Source organism: Pseudoalteromonas sp. Ld20 (assembly GCF_045064175.1).
Classification (GTDB): domain Bacteria; phylum Pseudomonadota; class Gammaproteobacteria; order Enterobacterales; family Alteromonadaceae; genus Pseudoalteromonas; species Pseudoalteromonas neustonica.
Map to the genome: position 1 here is coordinate 31,460 of NZ_JBISHB010000038.1, position 19,294 is coordinate 50,753.

Annotated in this window: 17 protein-coding genes; 4 read left to right on the plus strand and 13 right to left on the minus strand. The window is 40.0% G+C overall.

All coding sequences use genetic code 11. The features are described 5' to 3' along the window. Positions 1-102: 102 nt before the first annotated feature. The 6 genes from odhB to sdhC form a co-directional block, all read right to left on the minus strand. Positions 103-1,623 carry a 2-oxoglutarate dehydrogenase complex dihydrolipoyllysine-residue succinyltransferase gene (gene odhB, locus ACJJVX_RS13840; RefSeq protein ID WP_054204709.1) on the minus strand — a complete coding sequence of 507 codons (1,521 nt, stop codon included), beginning with the start codon at positions 1,621-1,623 and terminating at the stop codon, positions 103-105. 3 nt (positions 1,624-1,626) lie between these two features. After that, entirely contained in the window at positions 1,627-4,446 is a 2,820-nt protein-coding gene (locus ACJJVX_RS13845) for a 2-oxoglutarate dehydrogenase E1 component (protein WP_054204710.1), read from the minus strand. A gap of 88 nt (positions 4,447-4,534) precedes the next feature. After that, positions 4,535-5,251, minus strand: a complete 717-nt coding sequence (locus ACJJVX_RS13850; protein ID WP_054204711.1) for a succinate dehydrogenase iron-sulfur subunit — start codon at positions 5,249-5,251, stop codon at positions 4,535-4,537. A 10-nt stretch (positions 5,252-5,261) separates the two neighbouring features. Next, positions 5,262-7,034, minus strand: coding sequence for a succinate dehydrogenase flavoprotein subunit (gene sdhA, locus ACJJVX_RS13855; RefSeq protein ID WP_054204712.1), 1,773 nt, complete (start codon positions 7,032-7,034; stop codon positions 5,262-5,264). Then, positions 7,035-7,382 carry a succinate dehydrogenase, hydrophobic membrane anchor protein gene (gene sdhD / locus ACJJVX_RS13860; RefSeq protein WP_054204713.1) on the minus strand — a complete coding sequence of 116 codons (348 nt, stop codon included), beginning with the start codon at positions 7,380-7,382 and terminating at the stop codon, positions 7,035-7,037. It abuts the gene before it with no gap. Further along, a complete protein-coding gene (gene sdhC / locus ACJJVX_RS13865) occupies positions 7,373-7,750 on the minus strand; it encodes a succinate dehydrogenase, cytochrome b556 subunit (protein ID WP_082355599.1) in 378 nt (125 codons plus the stop codon). The genes sdhD and sdhC overlap by 10 nt, the downstream gene beginning before the upstream one ends. A 412-nt stretch (positions 7,751-8,162) precedes the next feature. Here sdhC and ACJJVX_RS13870 point away from each other — a divergent pair, with 412 nt between their 5' ends. The 3 genes from ACJJVX_RS13870 (at position 8,163) to ACJJVX_RS13880 (ending at position 11,211) form a co-directional block, all read left to right on the plus strand. Beyond that, positions 8,163-9,449, plus strand: coding sequence for a citrate synthase (locus ACJJVX_RS13870; protein WP_054453066.1), 1,287 nt, complete (start codon positions 8,163-8,165; stop codon positions 9,447-9,449). Between the two features lie 123 nt (positions 9,450-9,572). Beyond that, the gene (locus ACJJVX_RS13875; RefSeq protein ID WP_054453068.1) at positions 9,573-10,787 is read left to right on the plus strand and encodes a SufS family cysteine desulfurase; all 1,215 of its coding nucleotides are present in this window, start codon (positions 9,573-9,575) and stop codon (positions 10,785-10,787) included. Positions 10,788-10,800: 13 nt separating this feature from the next. Then, positions 10,801-11,211, plus strand: a complete 411-nt coding sequence (locus tag ACJJVX_RS13880) for a SufE family protein (protein WP_405631947.1) — start codon at positions 10,801-10,803, stop codon at positions 11,209-11,211. Positions 11,212-11,213: 2 nt separating this feature from the next. On the opposite strand, the gene tcdA is transcribed toward ACJJVX_RS13880, so the two are convergent. From tcdA to ACJJVX_RS13915, 7 genes are read right to left on the minus strand one after another with little or no spacing between them, the layout of a single operon-like run. After that, the gene (gene tcdA, locus ACJJVX_RS13885) at positions 11,214-12,014 is read right to left on the minus strand and encodes a tRNA cyclic N6-threonylcarbamoyladenosine(37) synthase TcdA (RefSeq protein WP_054204717.1); all 801 of its coding nucleotides are present in this window, start codon (positions 12,012-12,014) and stop codon (positions 11,214-11,216) included. Further along, complete coding sequence (locus ACJJVX_RS13890) at positions 12,015-12,692, minus strand: TIGR01621 family pseudouridine synthase (protein WP_054204718.1); 678 nt, start codon at positions 12,690-12,692, stop codon at positions 12,015-12,017. Continuing rightward, the gene (gene kdsB / locus ACJJVX_RS13895) at positions 12,685-13,458 is read right to left on the minus strand and encodes a 3-deoxy-manno-octulosonate cytidylyltransferase (RefSeq protein WP_054204719.1); all 774 of its coding nucleotides are present in this window, start codon (positions 13,456-13,458) and stop codon (positions 12,685-12,687) included. Before kdsB ends, ACJJVX_RS13890 begins: the two co-directional genes overlap by 8 nt. After that, positions 13,446-13,643: a Trm112 family protein gene (locus tag ACJJVX_RS13900; protein WP_064435394.1), complete on the minus strand. Its 198-nt coding sequence runs from the start codon at positions 13,641-13,643 to the stop codon at positions 13,446-13,448. Before ACJJVX_RS13900 ends, kdsB begins: the two co-directional genes overlap by 13 nt. Next, positions 13,633-14,613: a tetraacyldisaccharide 4'-kinase gene (gene lpxK / locus ACJJVX_RS13905; protein WP_054204721.1), complete on the minus strand. Its 981-nt coding sequence runs from the start codon at positions 14,611-14,613 to the stop codon at positions 13,633-13,635. The genes ACJJVX_RS13900 and lpxK overlap by 11 nt, the downstream gene beginning before the upstream one ends. Next, positions 14,610-16,355 carry a lipid A export permease/ATP-binding protein MsbA gene (gene msbA, locus ACJJVX_RS13910; protein WP_405631951.1) on the minus strand — a complete coding sequence of 582 codons (1,746 nt, stop codon included), beginning with the start codon at positions 16,353-16,355 and terminating at the stop codon, positions 14,610-14,612. Before msbA ends, lpxK begins: the two co-directional genes overlap by 4 nt. A gap of 58 nt (positions 16,356-16,413) precedes the next feature. Next, positions 16,414-18,642: a DNA internalization-related competence protein ComEC/Rec2 gene (locus ACJJVX_RS13915; protein ID WP_405632062.1), complete on the minus strand. Its 2,229-nt coding sequence runs from the start codon at positions 18,640-18,642 to the stop codon at positions 16,414-16,416. A 21-nt stretch (positions 18,643-18,663) separates the two neighbouring features. Between ACJJVX_RS13915 and ACJJVX_RS13920 the strand changes: the two genes are divergently transcribed. Next, the gene (locus ACJJVX_RS13920; protein WP_054204724.1) at positions 18,664-19,170 is read left to right on the plus strand and encodes a DUF2062 domain-containing protein; all 507 of its coding nucleotides are present in this window, start codon (positions 18,664-18,666) and stop codon (positions 19,168-19,170) included. Positions 19,171-19,294: the final 124 nt, after the last annotated feature.

Here is a 19,294-nt window from a genome sequence, read left to right on the forward strand (position 1 = left end):
TAGTATAGATCCCAAGGCTTAACATGAAAACCCCAGTACGACCAAAGGCGCAAAAAAAAAGCTGTGAATGTTCATTCACAGCTCATATTTCATACAACTAGATTAAACATCTAGCAATAAGCGTGTTGGATCTTCAAGTAACTCTTTAATAGTTACTAAGAAACCAACAGATTCTTTACCATCAATGATACGGTGGTCATAAGAAAGTGCTAAATACATCATAGGAAGTATTTCAACTTTACCATTTACAGCCATTGGACGGTCTTGGATTTTATGCATACCCAAAATTGACGACTGTGGCAAATTAATGATAGGTGTAGATAGTAATGAACCAAATACGCCCCCATTAGTAATAGTGAAGTTACCACCTGTCATATCAGCAAGCGTTAACTTACCATCACGACCTTTAAGGGCTAGTTCACGAATACCTTTTTCAATTTCGGCAACCGATAGCTTGTCACAATCTTTAAGTACTGGTGTCACTAAACCACGAGGTGTAGATACTGCAATACTGATATCAAAATAGTTATGATAAACGATATCGTCACCGTCAATCGATGCATTTACATCAGGGAAGCGCTTAAGTGCTTCAGTCACTGCTTTCACATAGAAAGACATAAAACCTAAGCGAATACCGTGACGCTTTTCAAACACTTCTTGATACTGCTTACGAAGGCTCATGATTGGTTCCATGTTTACTTCGTTAAATGTTGTTAGCATTGCAGTTGAATTTTTAGCTTCAAGAAGGCGTGTTGCGATCGTTTTACGTAAACGCGTCATAGGCACACGTTTTTGTGTACGATCGCCCATAGGTGCAACTGGAGCAGAAACCTCTGCTTTTTTGGCCGCTGGTGCTGGTGCTTTTAAGAAAGTATCAACATCTTCTTTCGTTACACGGCCATTTTTGCCTGTGCCTTTAATTTTAGCAGCGTCTAGGCCTTTTTCAGCAATTAAACGACGTACAGATGGTGTTAACACATCTGAGCTATCGCTTGCTTCTGCAGCTGGTGCAGCATCAGATTTTGCAGCAGGAGCGGCAGCTACACCACCGGCTTGCACTTTACCGATAACTTGTTCACCAAGTACAGTATCGCCTTCTGCATGAATAATCTCACCCATGATGCCATCTTCTTGAGCAACAACTTCAAGAACAACTTTATCTGTTTCGATATCAACCAAGTTTTGATCGCGAGAAACTGCGTCACCTGGTTGAACATGCCAAGTAGCTACTGTCGCGTCTGCGACTGATTCTGGAAGTACAGGTACTTTAATGTCCACTTCTTTACCTTCTGAGGCTGGTGCTGATGGCGCCACTGGCGCATTGTCTTGTTTATCAGAAGCAGGTGCTGCTTCACTCTTCGCGTCTTCGCTAGGCGCTGCTGCATCAGCATCACCAATTAGACCGATTACTTGGTCACCAAGTACGGTAGCACCTTCTTCTTGCGAAATCTCAGTGATCACACCGTCATGCGGTGCAACAACTTCTAAAACCACTTTATCTGTTTCAATGTCTACTAAGTTTTGGTCGCGAGATACTTTGTCGCCAACACTTACATGCCATGTAGCAACGGAAGCATCAGCAACCGACTCAGGAAGAACAGGAACTTTAATTTCTGTGCTCATTGCTTATCCTTTATTTTCAATAGTAAGCGCGTCTGCGACTAGCGCTTGTTGTTCTTTTGTATGCACTGACATATAACCACATGCTGGAGAAGCTGATGCTTTACGGCCAGCATATTTAAGCTTCGCACCTTGTGGGATTGCCTCTACAAAGTGATGTTGTGAACAATACCAAGCACCTTGGTTTTGTGGCTCTTCTTGACACCAAACAAAATCAGATACATGCTGATAACGGGCCATAATGGCTTCCATTTCATCATGTGGGAATGGGTATAACTGTTCAACACGCACAATAGCTACGTTATCAAGTTCAAGTTTACGACGTTCTTGTAGTAGCTCGTAATATACTTTACCGCTACAAAATACAACACGTTCAACTTTAGCCGCGTCAATATCATCGATTTCATCAATCATATTGTGGAATACACCTTCTGACAACTCCTCTAACGTGGACGTTGCAAGTGGGTGACGCAGTAAAGATTTTGGTGTCATTACAATCAATGGACGACGAAGTGGTCTTACTGACTGACGACGCAGCATTGCATATACTTGCGCTGGTGTAGAAGGTACACATACTTGCATGTTGTGATCGGCACATAATTGTAAGAAACGCTCTAAACGTGCCGAACTATGTTCTGGACCTTGACCTTCATAACCATGCGGTAACAAAATTGTAAGACCACATAGGCGGCCCCATTTTTGCTCACCAGAGCTTAAGAATTGGTCAAATACAACTTGCGCGCCATTGGCGAAGTCACCAAACTGAGCTTCCCAAATAACTAATGATGTAGGCTCAGCTGTTGCATAACCATACTCAAAGGCAACAACAGCTTCTTCAGAAAGAACTGAATCGAATACTTGGAAAGTGCCTTGATCTTTACTGATGTTTTGCAGTGGTAAATAGGTAGAACCATCTGTTTGGTTATGAACAACCGCATGGCGGTGGAAGAACGTACCACGCCCTGAATCTTGCCCAGTCATGCGAATATCTGTGCCTTCAGATGCAATCGTTGCATAAGCAAGTGTTTCTGCCATACCCCAATCGAGTGGTTTTTCACCTGTTGCCATTAATTTACGATCATCATAAATCTTTTTAACACGTGATTGCGCTTTATGCCCTTCAGGGTAGCTAGCGACAATTGTACCAAGTTCTTTAAGTTTTTCTATTGATACGCTTGCATCGTATTCTACATTCCATTCATGGCCTACATATTTTGCCCAATCAGAAGAATGTGATGTTTCTTTTTGAATCTCTTCAACAACACAGTGACCGTCATCTAAGCTATTACGGTAATCGTCAGCTAATGCTTTAATTTCACTTTCAGTGAATGACCCTTCCGCTGTTAGTTGATCTGCATAGATTAAACGTGGTACTGGGTGTTTTTTAATTTTTTGGTACATGATCGGTTGAGTCGCATTCGGCTCATCCGCTTCATTATGGCCATGGCGGCGATAACAAACTAAGTCGATGACTACATCACGTTTAAATTGATTTCTGAAATCAAGCGCGATTTGAGTTACAAATGCAACGGCTTCAGGATCATCAGAGTTAACGTGGAAAATCGGTGACTGGACCATTTTTGCGATGTCGGTACAGTAATCTGTAGAACGAACATCGTCTTGTTTACTTGTAGTAAATCCAACTTGGTTATTGACTACAATACGAATACTACCACCACAACTAAACGCATTTGTTTGCGATAAGTTAAAGGTTTCTTGTACAACGCCTTGCCCTGCAATTGCAGAATCACCATGAATGGTAATTGGTAACGCTTTTGAACCGCTCTCACTGTTTAAACGATCTAAACGTGCACGAACTGAACCCATTACAACTGGGTTTACAATTTCAAGGTGAGATGGATTAAAAGCAAGCGCCATATGAACATTGCCACCTTTGGTAGCAAAATCAGACGAATAACCCATATGGTACTTAACATCACCCGAGCTCAGTGTTTCTTTATGTTTACCAGCAAACTCATCGAATAACTCTGATGGGTTTTTACCTAAAACATTAATAAGCACATTTAGACGACCGCGATGAGCCATACCAATGACAGCTTCTTGTTGACCGCTTTCGCCCGCTCGATGAATCAATTCTTTTAGCATCGGTACTAATGCATCACCACCTTCAAGTGAGAAGCGTTTTGCACCAGGGAACTTAGCCCCTAAATACTTTTCCAGACCATCAGCTGCGGTTAACCCTTTTAGGATACGCAACTTTTCATCTTTACTGAAAGTCGGACGCGACTGCACTGATTCCAAACGTTGTTGTAACCAGCGTTTTTCTTCAGTGGATGTGATGTGCATATACTCAGCGCCAACAGAGCCACAATATGTGGTCATCAGAGCTTGATATAACTCACCTAAAGGCATGGTATCGCGGCCAACGGCAAACGATCCCACGTTAAATTCGCGGTCAAAATCAGCTTTAGATAGGTCGTGGTATTCAAGTTCTAAGTCTCGAACGCGTTCACGCTGCCATATCCCTAATGGGTCTAGGTTAGCATTTTGGTGACCGCGGAAACGAAAAGCATTAATTAGCTGGAGTACTTTAACCTGTTTAAGGTCTCCACCATTGCTTTGTGTTACCACTACTTCTCTATGCTTGTTTTTAGCAAGCGCCGCAAATTGTGCACGAACTTCTGAATGCTTAACGTCAACATCCACACCATCTACTTTTGGTAATTGTTCGAACACTTCTCGCCATTCTTCTGGCACAGAAGTCGCATCATCTAAATACGCTTCATAAAGCTCTTCAACATAAGCAACGTTTCCGCCGTTTAAATGTGAAGATTCTAGCCATGCCTTCATCACACCTTCGTGCATTTATAAGCCCTTTTCTTTAGCGCAGAAATTAATTGTTATATAACAAGATGGCTAACTCACATCAGCCACCTTACTTTTTACAATACTTTTAAACCGAACGGTTCAATAGCATTGACTTGATTTGTCCAATTGCCTTAGTAGGATTAAGACCTTTAGGACAAACGCTAACACAGTTCATGATACTGTGACAACGGAATACGCTGAACGCATCGTCTAAGTCAGCTAAACGTTCTTCTGTTGCCGTATCGCGGCTATCAGCCAAGAAACGGTAAGCATGAAGAAGGCCAGCAGGACCTATGAACTTGTCTGGATTCCACCAGAACGAAGGACACGATGTTGAACAACATGCACACAGAATACATTCGTAAAGACCATCTAACTTATCACGTTCTTCGATCGTTTGAAGACGTTCACCCGCCGCTGGCGTGTCATTTATTAGATATGGTTTTACTTTTTCGTATTGAGTGTAGAACTGACTCATGTCAATAACAAGGTCACGTACCACAGGTAAGCCTGGTAATGGACGAACTACGATTTTACCTTTGCCATTTTTTTGCAGCGTAGATAAAGGTGTAATACATGCTAGACCATTTTTACCATTCATGTTGACACCGTCAGAACCACACACGCCTTCACGGCATGAACGACGAAATGATAAGGTTGGATCTTGCTCTTTTAATAATAAAAGTGCGTCCAATACCATCATGTCGTGGCCTTCTTCCGTTTGCAAAGTATACTCTTGCATACGTGGGGCGTTATCAACATCTGGATTGTAACGATAAACAGAAAATTGTACTTGTGCCATCGTCTCGCTCCTAGTAGGTACGTGCTTTAGGTGGAAATGCTTCGCGCAGTTTAGGCGCATAGTTTACATCACGCTTGCTCATTTCATCCGTTACCGGATTGAAAACTGAGTGACATAACCAGTTTTCGTCATCACGATCTGGGTAGTCAAAGCGAGAATGCGCACCACGGCTTTCTGTGCGGAAGTTTGCAGCAACTGCTGTTGAGTATGCTGTTTCCATCATGTTATCTAATTCAAGACATTCGATACGTGCAGTATTGAAATCTGATGATTTATCATCAAGACGCGCATGTTGCAAACGTTCACGAATTTCTTTAAGTTCTTGCAGACCCGCAGCCATAGACTCACCTTCACGGAATACCGAGAAGTTAAGTTGCATACATTGTTGTAGGTCTTTCTTGATTTGAACTGGATCTTCACCTTGACCAACAGCTGAGTTTTCCCAACGGTTGAAGCGAGCAAGAGCCGCATCTAAATCTGATTCTGACGCATCTTTTGATACTTCAACATCATTTAAGTATGTGCCAAGGAAGTTACCCGCTGCACGACCAAAAACAACTAAATCAAGTAATGAGTTACCACCTAAGCGGTTTGCACCGTGTACAGATACACAGGCAATTTCACCTACTGCAAATAATCCTTCAACTACTTTTTCGTTGCCTTGGGCGTCGATTTGTAGCGCTTGACCATTTACGTTAGTTGGAACACCACCCATCATATAATGACACGTAGGGATTACTGGAATTGGTTCTTTAGCAGGATCAACGTGTGCAAATGTTTTCGCAAGGTCACAAACACCTGGAAGGCGTAAATTAAGCGTTTCTTCACCAAGGTGATCAAGCTTAAGTTTAATGTGTGGACCCCAAGGACCATCACAACCACGACCCTCACGAATTTCCGTCATCATTGAACGCGCAACTACGTCGCGTGACGCTAAATCTTTTGCGTTCGGTGCATAACGCTCCATGAAGCGCTCGCCATCTTTATTTAAAAGATAACCACCTTCGCCACGACAACCTTCAGTAACAAGTGTACCCGCGCCAGCAATGCCAGTAGGGTGGAATTGCCACATCTCCATGTCTTGCATTGAGATGCCAGCACGTGTTGCCATACCAACACCGTCACCAGTGTTGATGTGTGCATTAGTTGTTGATGCAAAAATACGACCCGCACCACCCGTTGCTAATACAACCGCTTTTGACTTGAAGTAAACAACTTCACCTGTCTCAATATCAATCGCAGTACAACCAACAACATTACCATCGTCGTTTTTAACTAAATCTAATGCATACCACTCTGAGAATACATTGGTTTTATTTTTAACGTTTTGTTGGTAAAGAAGGTGTAGTAGCGCATGACCTGTACGGTCAGCTGCAGCTGCTGTACGTGCGGCTTGCTCACCACCAAAGTTTTTCGATTGACCACCGAAAGGACGTTGGTAAACACGGCCATTTTCAAAACGAGAAAATGGTAAACCCATGTTCTCTAATTCAGTAATGGCTTCAGGTCCTGTTTTACACATATATTCGATAGCGTCTTGATCGCCGATAAAATCGGAACCTTTAACAGTATCGTACATGTGCCATTCCCAGTTATCTTCATGTGAGTTACCCAACGCAACCGTAATACCACCTTGTGCGGACACAGTGTGCGAACGGGTTGGGAAAACTTTAGAGATAAGTGCACAGGTTTTACCTGATTCAGTGATTGCAAGTGCTGCGCGCATACCCGCACCACCTGCGCCAATCACGACGGCATCAAATTCACGAACAGAATATTTCACTTAAACACCCCATAAAACAATTAGACCAATAGCTACGTACGCCGCGGCCATAAGGTTTAATACAAACCCTAAAGCAGCACGCAACTTTGCGCATTTAACATAGTCTGTTAGTACTTGCCAAAGGCCAATACGGGTGTGAACCATAATGCAAACCAGGGTAATTAGCGTAAACCCTTTCATTGCTAGGTTTGAAAACAGGCCTTGCCATGCTTCGTAAGTGACTTCTGGCGACGCTAAAAAATAGCCAATAATAAAAATCGCATACGCGGTAATTACGAGTGCCGTGGTACGTAAAGATACGAAATCTTGTACGCCATCACGCTTAAGAGTTGCTTGATTTAACACCATATCCACACCCCTGCTAATACGGAAGCCACAACGCCAAGTGCCATAGCAATTTTAGCGCTGAGGTTACCTGATTCAAGTTCTTCCCAATGTCCCATATCCATAATGATATGACGAATACCGCCGATAAGGTGATACGCCAATACAGAAATGGTGCCCCAAGCTATGAATTTGGCAATGAATCCGCTAAACAGACCCTTGACGAATTCAAAACCTTCAGCTGAAGAAAGAGACTCTGACCAAGCCCAAATGACAAACGTTAAAGCAAAAAATAATGCAACACCGGTGACGCGGTGAAATATTGATGCTTTAGCCGTTGCCGGCATAGATATAGTTGTTAGATCTAGATTTACAGGTCTTTGCTTTTTCACAGTTACTTGCCCATCTTGCCCACTTAGGAGCTCATCTACTTGTTTTTCTAAACCCACCAAAAATGAATTTTTCTGATGGAACTATCTAAATAAACTTTATTAACACAAGAAAAGTTCACATTTTTGCAAAAATCACATGTAAAAATAACGTTTACCTACAGACAATACGGTATAAAACCTTCGATAGTATATATAGCCAACGGTCTTTTTACAATTCTTGTTTAATTAGAGATATTTGCGAATTAGCCAATGGTATAATATTTAATCCTCTCAGAATATTTATTATACATTTGTGCATAATGTTTATAAAAATTGACTTTAACCCCCTCTTTCACGTTAAAATGAAAAGAATGTGCTTAAACAAATTCAGAACATAACAATCAGAGTTGTTATCTTAATAGGAGATAAATAGATGGCGGATAAAAAAGCCACAGTCCATATTGATGGTCTAGATCCAATCGAACTTCCAATTTACCAAGGTACTGCAGGTCAAGATGTAATCGATGTACGCACGTTAGGTGCACACGGTCATTTCACATATGATCCAGGTTTCATGTCGACTGGTTCTTGCGAATCTTCAATTACTTATATTGATGGCGGCAAAGGTATATTGCTTCACCGTGGTTACCCAATTGAGCAATTAGCTGAAGACTCAGATTATGTTGAGTTATGTTACTTACTATTGAACGGTGAGTTACCATCTAAAGAACAATACACTGAATTTGCAAAAGAAATCACTCATAGCACTATGCTTGATGAAAAAATTGCAAACTTCTTTCAGGGTTTCCGCTTTGATGCTCACCCAATGGCTATGCTGTGTGGTGTTGTCGGTGCATTATCATCTTTTTATCATGAAGACCTTGATATTACGGATGCGACACAACGTAAAACAAGTGCTGTTAAACTTATTGCTAAGCTACCAACAATTGCTGCAATGGCTTACAAATACAACGTTGGCCAACCGTTCGTGTACCCACGTAACGACTTAAGCTATGCTGAAAACTTCTTACATATGATGTTCTCTGTCCCTGCTGAAGAATACAACGTGAGTCCTGTTGTTGCTAAAGCAATGGACAAAATCTTCATGCTTCACGCTGATCATGAACAAAACGCTTCAACGTCAACAGTACGCCTAGCTGGCTCATCTGGTGCTAACCCATATGCGTGTATCGCAGCGGGTATTGCATCTCTTTGGGGCCCTGCACATGGCGGCGCTAACGAAGCATGTTTAAACATGTTAGAAGAAATTGGTTCAGTTGACCGCATCGATGAATACGTCGCTAAAGCGAAAGATAAAGCGGACCCTTTCCGCCTTATGGGCTTTGGACACCGTGTTTACAAAAACTTCGATCCACGCGCAACAGTAATGCGTCAAACGTGTCATGAAGTACTTGCAGAGCTTAATATTCAAGATCCATTGCTTGATATTGCAATGAAACTTGAGCAAATTGCACTTGAAGACCCGTACTTTGTAGAGAAGAAACTTTACCCTAACGTAGATTTCTACTCAGGTATTATCTTAAAAGCAATTGGTATTCCAACAAGTATGTTCACTGTGATCTTCGCAATGGCACGTACAGTTGGTTGGATCACTCACTGGGATGAGATGCTATCTCAGCCTGGTCATAAGATCAGCCGCCCACGTCAGCTATATACGGGTTACACACATCGTGATTACGTATCAACTGATAAGCGTTAATAATTAAATTATCGCAAAAAGGTCGCTTTAGCGGCCTTTTTTGTTGCTGATTTTTACTATTAACAGTTGAGAATTATCTTAAAGCCATTACAATTCCAGCAACTTTTACTGTTTGGTTTTTTTATGTTTGCTGTTGAAAAAATTCGTGCTGATTTCCCACTCTTAACACAAAAAATAAACGACCAACCTCTTGTTTACCTTGATTCTGCTGCAACATCACAAAAACCCCAATCGGTTATTGCTGCGACAGAGCTTTTTTACACACAGCAGAATGCAAATGTTCATAGAGGTCGTCATTCACTCAGTGAACAAGCAACAACAGCCTACGAAAAAGCGCGTGATAAAGTTGCTCAATATTTTAATGTGCAAAGCCGTGAAATTGTTTGGACTAAAGGTGCTACTGAGGCATTAAACCTAATTGCTTGTGGATTAACTGAACAACTTGATAAAAATTCAAGTATCGTTATTACCCCACTTGAACACCATGCAAACATCGTCCCTTGGCAACAATTAGCACTTAAAACTGGTGCTAAATTACATATATTACCGCTTGAAGCGGATGCAACATTCAATATGTCAGCCTGTATTGAATTTTTAAAACAAATAAAACCAACCGTGCTTGCGCTCACTCATGCATCAAATGCATTGGGAAATATAACAAACCTAAGCCCACTGCTTAGTACTGTAAAAGGTTTTAATACCATCACTGTCGTCGATGGTGCTCAAGGCGCGATGCACCTACAGCCTGATTTAAATATACTCGATTGTGACTTTTATGTGTTCTCTGCACACAAAATGCTTGGTCCAACTGGCGTGGGTGGCCTGTATGGTAAGTATGAGCGTTTAAACGCCTTACTGCCTTATCAAACGGGTGGAGAAATGATTGAAACGGTGAGCCTTTTCAACAGCACGTTTCGCGATGCACCTGCCAAGTTTGAAGCAGGCACACCAAATATTGCAGGTGTAATCGGGTTTTCTGCCGCATTAGATTATCTTTCTGAACTTGATAAGAATGCAGCCTACGACTATGAACAAGGGCTATTTAACTATGCGGTTAATAAATTAAACGAAATCGATGGCATCACAATTTACAGTAATTTAGAACATAATATTGGTACCATTTGTTTTAATTACAAAGACGAACACCCATTCGATATTGCGACATTACTTGATGGATTTGGTGTTGCCGTTCGTAGCGGCCACCATTGTACCCAACCTTTAATGGTACATCTGGGTATCAACGGCAGTGTACGGGCAAGTTTTTGTTTTTATAATACTCACCAAGATATAGATATTTTCATTAATGCTCTGCACGAATGCATCGCTTTATTAGATTAAAAGTAGATAAGCAATGAATAAAACGTTTAAAGAAATAGCACAAACCCTGAAAAATGCACCTGGCTGGCAACAAAAGTACCGTGAGATTATGTTACTAGGGAAACTATTACCGTCTATGCCTGACATTTTAAAAACACACGATGCACTTGTACCTGGTTGTGAGAGCAAAGTATGGTTGTATTTAGACTTTGACCTTGAAGAGAGCTGCATCGTACTTGTCGGTGATTCTGATACTCGGATCGTCAAAGGCTTATTAGCACTCATTTTGTCACTATATAATGGTTTAACACCTACGCAGATTCTATCAATGAATGCTTTTGAAGAGTTTGAGAAGCTTGGTTTGATTAGCCATTTAAGCCCATCTAGAGGGAATGGTGTTAAAGCCATTGTCGAGCGAATTCAAACAATGGCTGCACAAAAGTAGCTTTAAACTTGAACTAATCGTTGCTTTTTATCTAAATACTTACGAATTGCTTTGGCTGCAACAAAAAAGCCAAAGCTTCCTGTGATCATCGTCGCAGAGCCAAAGCCATTATTGCAATCCATATTCATGGAGCCATCAGCATTTTGTTTTGCATGGCAAACACTGCCATCACTGCCTGGATACACAAGTTGCTCTGTTGAATAAACACAATCGATATTAAACTTGCGTTTTGGATTGCTACTAAAGTTGTACTGTTTACGTAAAATATAGCGTACTTTAGCTAGCAGCGGATCTTGTGTTGACTTAGCAACATCACCAAACGTAATTTGACCAGGGTCAGTTTGCCCACCGGCGCCACCAGTAGTAATAATCGGCAACTTATTACGTTTACAGTGGGCAATTAATGCGGCCTTTTCTTTCACTGCATCAATGCAATCAATGACATAGTCAAAATTTTGAATATGTTCACGAATATTATCCAAAGTAATAAAATCATCGATAACAGTAATTTCGCATTCCGGGTTAATCAGTTGACACCGTTCTTTCATTGCATCAACTTTTGCTTCACCAATAGTTCCCGTTAATGCATGTATTTGCCGATTAACGTTCGTCGCGCAAATATCATCAAGGTCTATTAACGTTAGTTTACCAACACCCGTTCTAACTAATGCTTCAGCAGCCCAGCTACCTACGCCACCAATACCAATCACACAAAAGTGTGCATTTTGTAGCCATTCAAATTGTTGTTGCCCGTATAAGCGCTTTATACCGCCAAAGCGAATATCTATTACAGAGTCTGTCATTTACCAATCCAATTGCCATGGCTGCTGCCATGAATGAAAGTTTTCGTGTTTAGTAATTTGTGCAAATTGAGTATTGCTATTAGGTTCACAAATAAAACGATATAGCTCGTTATCCCAAAGAAAGCACAGTGCATAAGCATGCAAATATGTACGTTCAGCAATCGTGCCACCGTAAAGCGCATCACCTAAGATAGGCGCTGATATGCTTTTTAGAGCAACCCTTAATTGATGAGTTTTACCTGAGTAAGGTTTTAAAATAAAGCCGCGTAAATTAGCCGCAACACTCATCGAATAAAAACGAGTAATAGCAGGGTTTTCTGTTGTATTTAAAAGTTTATAGCTGCTACGGCGAGATTTGGCCATATCACCCTTTACCCAGCCTTGTTTTTTCTTAGGCTTTGCATCTGACAATGCCAAATAATATTTGTCTACTTCATGAGCAGTGAATTGCCGAGTAAACTCAGCTGCGGCCTCACTACTGCGCGCCAAAATAATTAAGCCAGATGTAACTTTATCTAAACGATGTACTGCATACAGTTTTTCATTTAACTGCTGCTGTGCAATCACAACAAATCCGGGCCCCTCTTCACTATGAAAATTAAGCCCTGCTGGTTTTTCTATGACATAAAAGTCATTATGCTGCGCATGAACATGCAATGGGGTATGTTGTTTATCCACAATGTGTGTTGCTTCGTAAATAATTTACTACACGCGTTAAGTCTTCAGGTGTGTCAACACCTGCATGCGGTGCTATTTGTGCTTGCTCAATTTTTATTTGATGCCCATGGTAAAGCACCCGTAACTGCTCTAACGACTCAAATTGCTCAAGCGGCGAAGGTGTCAGTTTGATGTACTCTTTGATAAACCCAGCGCGATAAGCATAAATCCCCACATGACGCTGGTAATTTGCAGTATTAATTAAGTCATGGTTTGCTCTATCCATCATATTTGCACGATCAAATGGTATACTTGAACGTGAAAAATACAAGGCATTTTTATTAACATCACTGACTACTTTAACCGCATTGGGATTAAATACATCCTCTATATCATCAATCGCAACACTGAGCGTGGCCATAGGTGCTATTGAATCAGCCAGTAGTGCAGCTACTTGTGTCACATTTTCGGGGGCTAAAAGCGGCTCATCACCTTGCACATTTACAACGATTGTATCATCTGGCAATGCCAATAAATCCATCACTTCTGCAAGGCGTTCTGTACCTGAGTGATGATCTTCTCGTGTGATAAGCACATCAGATGTAAAAGCTTTTACTGCATCAAATACTTTTTGATGATCGGTGGCAATAATTACTTTGCTGGCACCCGAAGCGATCGCTTTTTCGTACACATGTTGAATCATCGGCTTTCCACAAATATCAGCAAGTGGTTTGCCTGGTAGTCGAGTAGATGCAAAACGCGCCGGTATTACGACTACGAATTCCACTTGTCTACCTCGTCTTGGCTTAATTCACGCGCTTCGTTTTCAAGTAATACTGGGATGTCATCAACGATTGGGTAAGCAAGTTTTGCCGCTGTACTTACCAATTCATTATTTTCTTTATCTAAGCGCAACTTTCCTTTGCCTACAGGGCAAGCAATTATTTCAAGTAATTTTGTATCAAAGGCCATCGAGGATCCCTTTTTCTTTAAGTAATAAATTTAGTTTGTTAATTACCGCAGTTGATGGTTTGGCATCAACAGGTAAAAAGTACCATGTTGGTTTTGCAAAAGTGTGGCATTTTACCGCATCTTTTTCCGTCATAAAAACGGCTTCTTCGTTATATTTTTCAAAATCAGTCACCGAATATGCATAGTGATCACGATAATGTGCTGTTGATAGTAACTCTATACCTTGGGCTGTTAAGGTGCGTTCAAATCGTTTAGGGTTACCTATCGCGCTGACTGCATGCCCTTTTAGTAATGGTTGCTGTGCTTGTTTCCCGTTTGCTACAAGTAATAATGGCGACGCTTGAAGTTGATAATTAAATTCATGCTCTCCTCCATTTTCAATCACTAAATCAACCGCGTTTAAACGTTTTTGTGTTTCTCTCAATGGCCCCGCGGGCATTAATAAACCATTACCAAAACGTCGCTCGCTGTCTACAATACAACATTCAATACTGCGCGCCATTTTATAATGCTGCATGCCATCATCAGAGATGATAACGTCTAATTTATTTTGCGCGCAGAGCATTTTAATATTCTGTGTACGATCAGGTCCAACGACCACTGGACACCCTAATCGACGCTGGATAAGAACGGGTTCATCACCCGCTTGCTCACACGTAACCGTTTTATCAACATTCAGCGGATAAGAATCTGATTTCCCTCCATAACCACGACTTAAAACACCAACTTTTAAGCCTTTTTGTTGTAAATGCTGAACAAGCCAAATTACAAAAGGGGTTTTACCATTGCCGCCAACGCTAATATTGCCAACAACAATAACGGGCACTGCCCCTTGATATGATTTAAGCACACCTAATTTATAACAAAGTGTCCGCAAAGATGAAATAAGCCAAAATAAACCACTTAAAGGCAATAACAATAATGTTATTAAGCTAAATTTTTTATACCAACTTTGTTCAATTTTACTCACCCGTGTTCACCAAACTGCATTTTACATAAAGCAGCATAGGTACCATCTTTTGCAAGTAAAGACGGATGATCTCCACTTTCAATCACTTTCCCGTTATCAATTACATATATTCTGTCACTGTGTTCAATCGTTGATAAGCGATGGGCAATCACGATGGATGTTTTATTTTTCATTAACACATCTAATGCTTGCTGAATCAATTTCTCTGATTCAGTATCCAGTGCTGATGTCGCCTCATCTAAGATAAGAATTGGGGCATCTTTTAATATCGCACGCGCTATGGCAATGCGTTGGCGTTGTCCACCTGAAAGCATCACACCATTCTCACCTACCATCGTATTTAAACCATCAGGCAAGTCTTTTACAAATTCCCAAACATGCGCTTGTTTTGCAACAGCAAGTAGTTCGTCCTCAGCCAATTCGCGTGAAATACCATAGCTAATATTATTCGCTATGGTATCGTTGAATAACACAACTTGCTGTGATACCAATGCAAACTGTTTTCGCAAGTCAGCCAATTTGTAATCACAAAGCGCTACACCATCTAAGAGTATTTCACTCGGCTGTTGTAAATCGTAATACCGTGGTAAAAGGTTAGAGATAGTCGACTTACCAGAACCAGAACGCCCAACTAACGCGATCCTCTCACCTGCTTTTATTGTTAAAGACAAATCATGTAATACAGCTTCATCTTTGGTCGGATACTTAAATGTTACATTTTTGACTTCAATTAACCCATGTACTTTATCTACAGTAACTGTCCCTGTGTCCTTCTCAATATCTTGATCCAGTACTAAAAAGATACTTTGCGCCGCAGAAATGCCACGTTGTAAGTCACTATTAACATTAGCTAGTTGTTTTAATGGCCGTAAAAGCATCATCATTGAAGATATCAACACCATAAAATCACCAGACGTAATGGCGTCAATCATTGATGGCATTGACACTATCCATAAAATAACAGCCATTGCACTGGCCGCTAAAATTTGGATAACTGATACACTTACAGCTTTAGTCGCATCCATTTTAATGCGTTGTTGGCGATTATGATTATTAACTTTGGCAAACTGCGCTATTTCTTGTTGTTGGCCACCAAAACCATGAATAACTTTATGACCGCTTAGCATTTGTTCTGAGCTACGGGTAACTTGTCCCATTGCGGATTGAATCTTCTTAGAGATATGGCGAAAGCGTTTTGAAACTACAGATACAATAATCGCAACCAAAGGAATAATAACTAAAAAGATTAAAGACAATTTCCAACTGGTATTAAACATCACGGCCAATAAAAACACCACAAAGGCACCTTCACGCACAACGACTAACAATGCTTTTGTTATTGCTTGTTGGACTTGTTCGGTATCAAAGGTAATTTTTGAGATCAAATCGCCCGTTGAATTTTGATCATGAAATGACACAGGTAAATGAAGAATATGTTCAAACAATTGCTGACGTAATGAACGTACGACCTGAGAGCCTACATAGCTCAAGCAATAAGATGACATATAATTAAAAACCCCTCGTCCGATAACGAGTGCAATAACTACAAAAGGTGCGTATTTTAAAACATCGCTATTTCGCTCATTAAGCCCCTGATCAATAAAAGGTTTCATCAATTGAATAAATAAAGCATCCATCGCTGAATAGCCGATCATGCCTACCACGGCTAAGATTGCAACGCTTTTATAATCACCCACATACGTCAATAAACGCTTATAAATTTGTGATGTAGTTTGATCCATAACACTCTCTAATTCATAGTCTATGGGTATTGTAGCCTCCAGCAACATAAAACTAAACTCAATCTTTTAGAAACCAATAACTTTCATCCCTTGCAACGCGAACACGGTAACTATTTTGATAAAAAAGGATCTGTACTTGACCTTGCGTACCTGTAACATGTTGCTTTATTTGTTTGTTACTATAGCGCTCAACAACCTCAAAATGAGGAAGTTGCCACTGCCCCTTATATGCACTGGAATGAATAACAACGTCGGGCGACACCGCGTCGATAAATTCTTCACTTGAAGAGGTATTGCTCCCGTGATGCGGACTTAATAACACAGTACTTTTTAGATCTAAATTTTCAGATAACAGTTCATTCTCACGCGCTATTGAAATATCGCCAGGTAATAACACACTAAAATTGCCATCACTAATTTGAATGACGCAAGAGTTATCATTATCTGAGCTAAAATTTCCTTTATTCTCAATGACATTAATTTTTAAACTATGAAAATCATAACTACCAGCAAGACATATTTGCTCCACTCCTTCTGGTTGTAATAAATTAAACGTATCCGCGTAACCGTGTTTTAACCAGTGATTTAGTCCTCCGGCATGATCCTTATCCATATGACTAATAACTGTATGCTCAACCTCAATATCATTATTTTTTAGATAAGGAATTAACGTACTTTCTATTCGACTGAATTGATTAAAATATATAGGGCCTAGATCATACATAAAACCTTTATTCTGTATCGTTATTAGTGCCATGGTGCCATGCCCTACATCGAATATATCTACTTGCCAACGAGCCCTAGCTTGTAATAATTCATCAACTAACACCAGACAAAAAGGGAATAGCCCAATAATAAAATACCGCGGGAATAGGTAAATAATTGTGCCGCTTACGTAGCAGCCTAATACTATTGCGAGTTTTGGTTTTGTCGTGTCATACCAGCGGTAATCTACAGGGATAGTTAAAAGTAGTTGATACATTTCAAACAATAAAAAATCAAATAGCGCTATAAGCTCACGTACTTCTACAAAAAAACTTAGCAAGCTAATAAAAACCAAGCAAGGCATAATAACGATACTAAGCAGTGGTATAGCTATTAAATTTACTGCTAAGCCAATAAAGCTTACTCCACCAAAGTAATGCAAGGATAGCGGTAACAAGCCGATTGTTAATGCTAACTGTATAATAACCAGCATTTTAATTGTTGTAAAAAAGTTAGCTGGAAAACGTGTTCTTACAGTAAATATTAAGAAGATAATAGCCACTGCTATGAATGAAAAATATATCCCAGGACTCAATAAGCTAAATGGATCAATTACAAGCACACACACTAACGCAAACAAAATACTCCGCCATTTTAATGTTTGCTTAGAGCAATAATAAACAAGTAAATAACAACCTAGCATTATTAATGCACGCGTAGCTGAGACTAAAAAATCACTTAAATAAACATAACAAAATGCTAAACTAAACCCACCAAAGCTATAGATCACTGATAAATTAAGTTTTTGACTAAATAACTTTATAAAACACGATACGAAGGTTTTGCTAACAAAAAAGCCAATACTGAAAATTAAACCTATATGTAAACCTGAAATAGCAAGTAAATGACTCAATCCAAACTGCTGTAATTCATTTTTTTGCTCGAACGACATTAAACTTCTTTCCCCAGTCAATAGTGCATAGTAAAGCCAATTAAGTTGAGTCACTTGGTAAGTTTGCTTAATAAAATCACGGTAGCTTTGTCGTAATGTTGCCTTAGGCCGCCGCGTAATTTGAATATCACTGCCTATCTGCTTTGCTTTATAAAATAAACGCTGGCTAAAAGCATGCTGCTCTTTATCAAAAACATCAAAATTTTTCTGGCTACGGTATTGAACCAATTTAAGCTTAGTGGTGATGCTATCTCCAATAGATAGCAATTCATCTACCTTTAAACTCACTAACGCCAGGGGGGGCTTAATTTTTGATACGTTTTTCTCGTGAATTGATTCAATTTCAACTTTTAAATAATACGCATCACGTCTTGAAATTACCTCTACAACTTTAAATGTACTTAGTAGCGATTGATTTTCGTGCAACTGTTCCGCGTTAATTGAATAAAAGCTATAAAAATGTACCCAAACACATAAAATTGAGCAAATAAAACCTAACAATACAGGTAAAAACGGCTTAAAATACAAGCTCGCAATTGTTAAAGATGAAGCGAAGAGAATAAACACAAGGGTCTGATAATAAAAAACGGTTATTAAACAACCTACAACAAACCCAATGCTTAACCACACAGATGTAAATGGTTGCTTTAAATGGCTAAAAAAACGATCCAACGGTTTTTACCCGATCACAATACAGTTAAACATCACAAATTTTTAAAAATTTTTGGTCGTTTATTGCATGATGCTAATTTGTGGCATTTAAATCGACGCTCTGCACGAGGTGCATTTGCAGTTGGCTTATTTTTCGCATTCATCCCTGTTCCTTTTCAAATGGTTTTGGCTGCAGCGTTAGCCATTCCTTTACGTGTAAACCTACCGATTTCTGTTGCCGTAGTCTGGATCACAAATCCTTTAACCATGCCGCCTATTTTCTACTGTTCTTATTTAGTCGGAGCAATTGCTTTAGGGCATCCTGAGCAACATTTTGCATTCGAACCAACTTGGCAGTGGTTTATTGAGAGTTTGACGACCATAGGTCCTGCCTTTTTAGTTGGTTCTATTATTTGTGCCAGTATGGCGGCAATACTCGGCTATTTTGGTGTTGATTTACTATGGCGTCGCTCTGTACGTAAAGCTTGGTTGAATCGCCATAAATAAACTCATCTATAAATAATAGTTCACACACTATTATTAACATTCAATTTTTGGTTCATTTAAATCCTGTTAATTGAATAATAATGAAGTATAGAACAAAAAAGCCCTCCTTATAAAAAGGAGGGCT

What these genes read in the sequence shown, in the direction of transcription:
- ACJJVX_RS13920 (WP_054204724.1), top strand. Translation starts at nt 18,664, where the DNA reads ATGGCTAAAAAAACGATCCAACGGTTTTTACCCGATCACAATACAGTT.
- sdhD (WP_054204713.1), bottom strand. Translation starts at nt 7,382, where the DNA reads ATGGTGTTAAATCAAGCAACTCTTAAGCGTGATGGCGTACAAGATTTC.
- ACJJVX_RS13875 (WP_054453068.1), top strand. Translation starts at nt 9,573, where the DNA reads ATGTTTGCTGTTGAAAAAATTCGTGCTGATTTCCCACTCTTAACACAA.
- ACJJVX_RS13870 (WP_054453066.1), top strand. Translation starts at nt 8,163, where the DNA reads ATGGCGGATAAAAAAGCCACAGTCCATATTGATGGTCTAGATCCAATC.
- ACJJVX_RS13900 (WP_064435394.1), bottom strand. Translation starts at nt 13,643, where the DNA reads ATGGCCTTTGATACAAAATTACTTGAAATAATTGCTTGCCCTGTAGGC.
- ACJJVX_RS13850 (WP_054204711.1), bottom strand. Translation starts at nt 5,251, where the DNA reads ATGGCACAAGTACAATTTTCTGTTTATCGTTACAATCCAGATGTTGAT.
- odhB (WP_054204709.1), bottom strand. Translation starts at nt 1,623, where the DNA reads ATGAGCACAGAAATTAAAGTTCCTGTTCTTCCTGAGTCGGTTGCTGAT.
- ACJJVX_RS13845 (WP_054204710.1), bottom strand. Translation starts at nt 4,446, where the DNA reads ATGCACGAAGGTGTGATGAAGGCATGGCTAGAATCTTCACATTTAAAC.
- msbA (WP_405631951.1), bottom strand. Translation starts at nt 16,355, where the DNA reads ATGGATCAAACTACATCACAAATTTATAAGCGTTTATTGACGTATGTG.
- tcdA (WP_054204717.1), bottom strand. Translation starts at nt 12,014, where the DNA reads ATGACAGACTCTGTAATAGATATTCGCTTTGGCGGTATAAAGCGCTTA.
- ACJJVX_RS13880 (WP_405631947.1), top strand. Translation starts at nt 10,801, where the DNA reads ATGAATAAAACGTTTAAAGAAATAGCACAAACCCTGAAAAATGCACCT.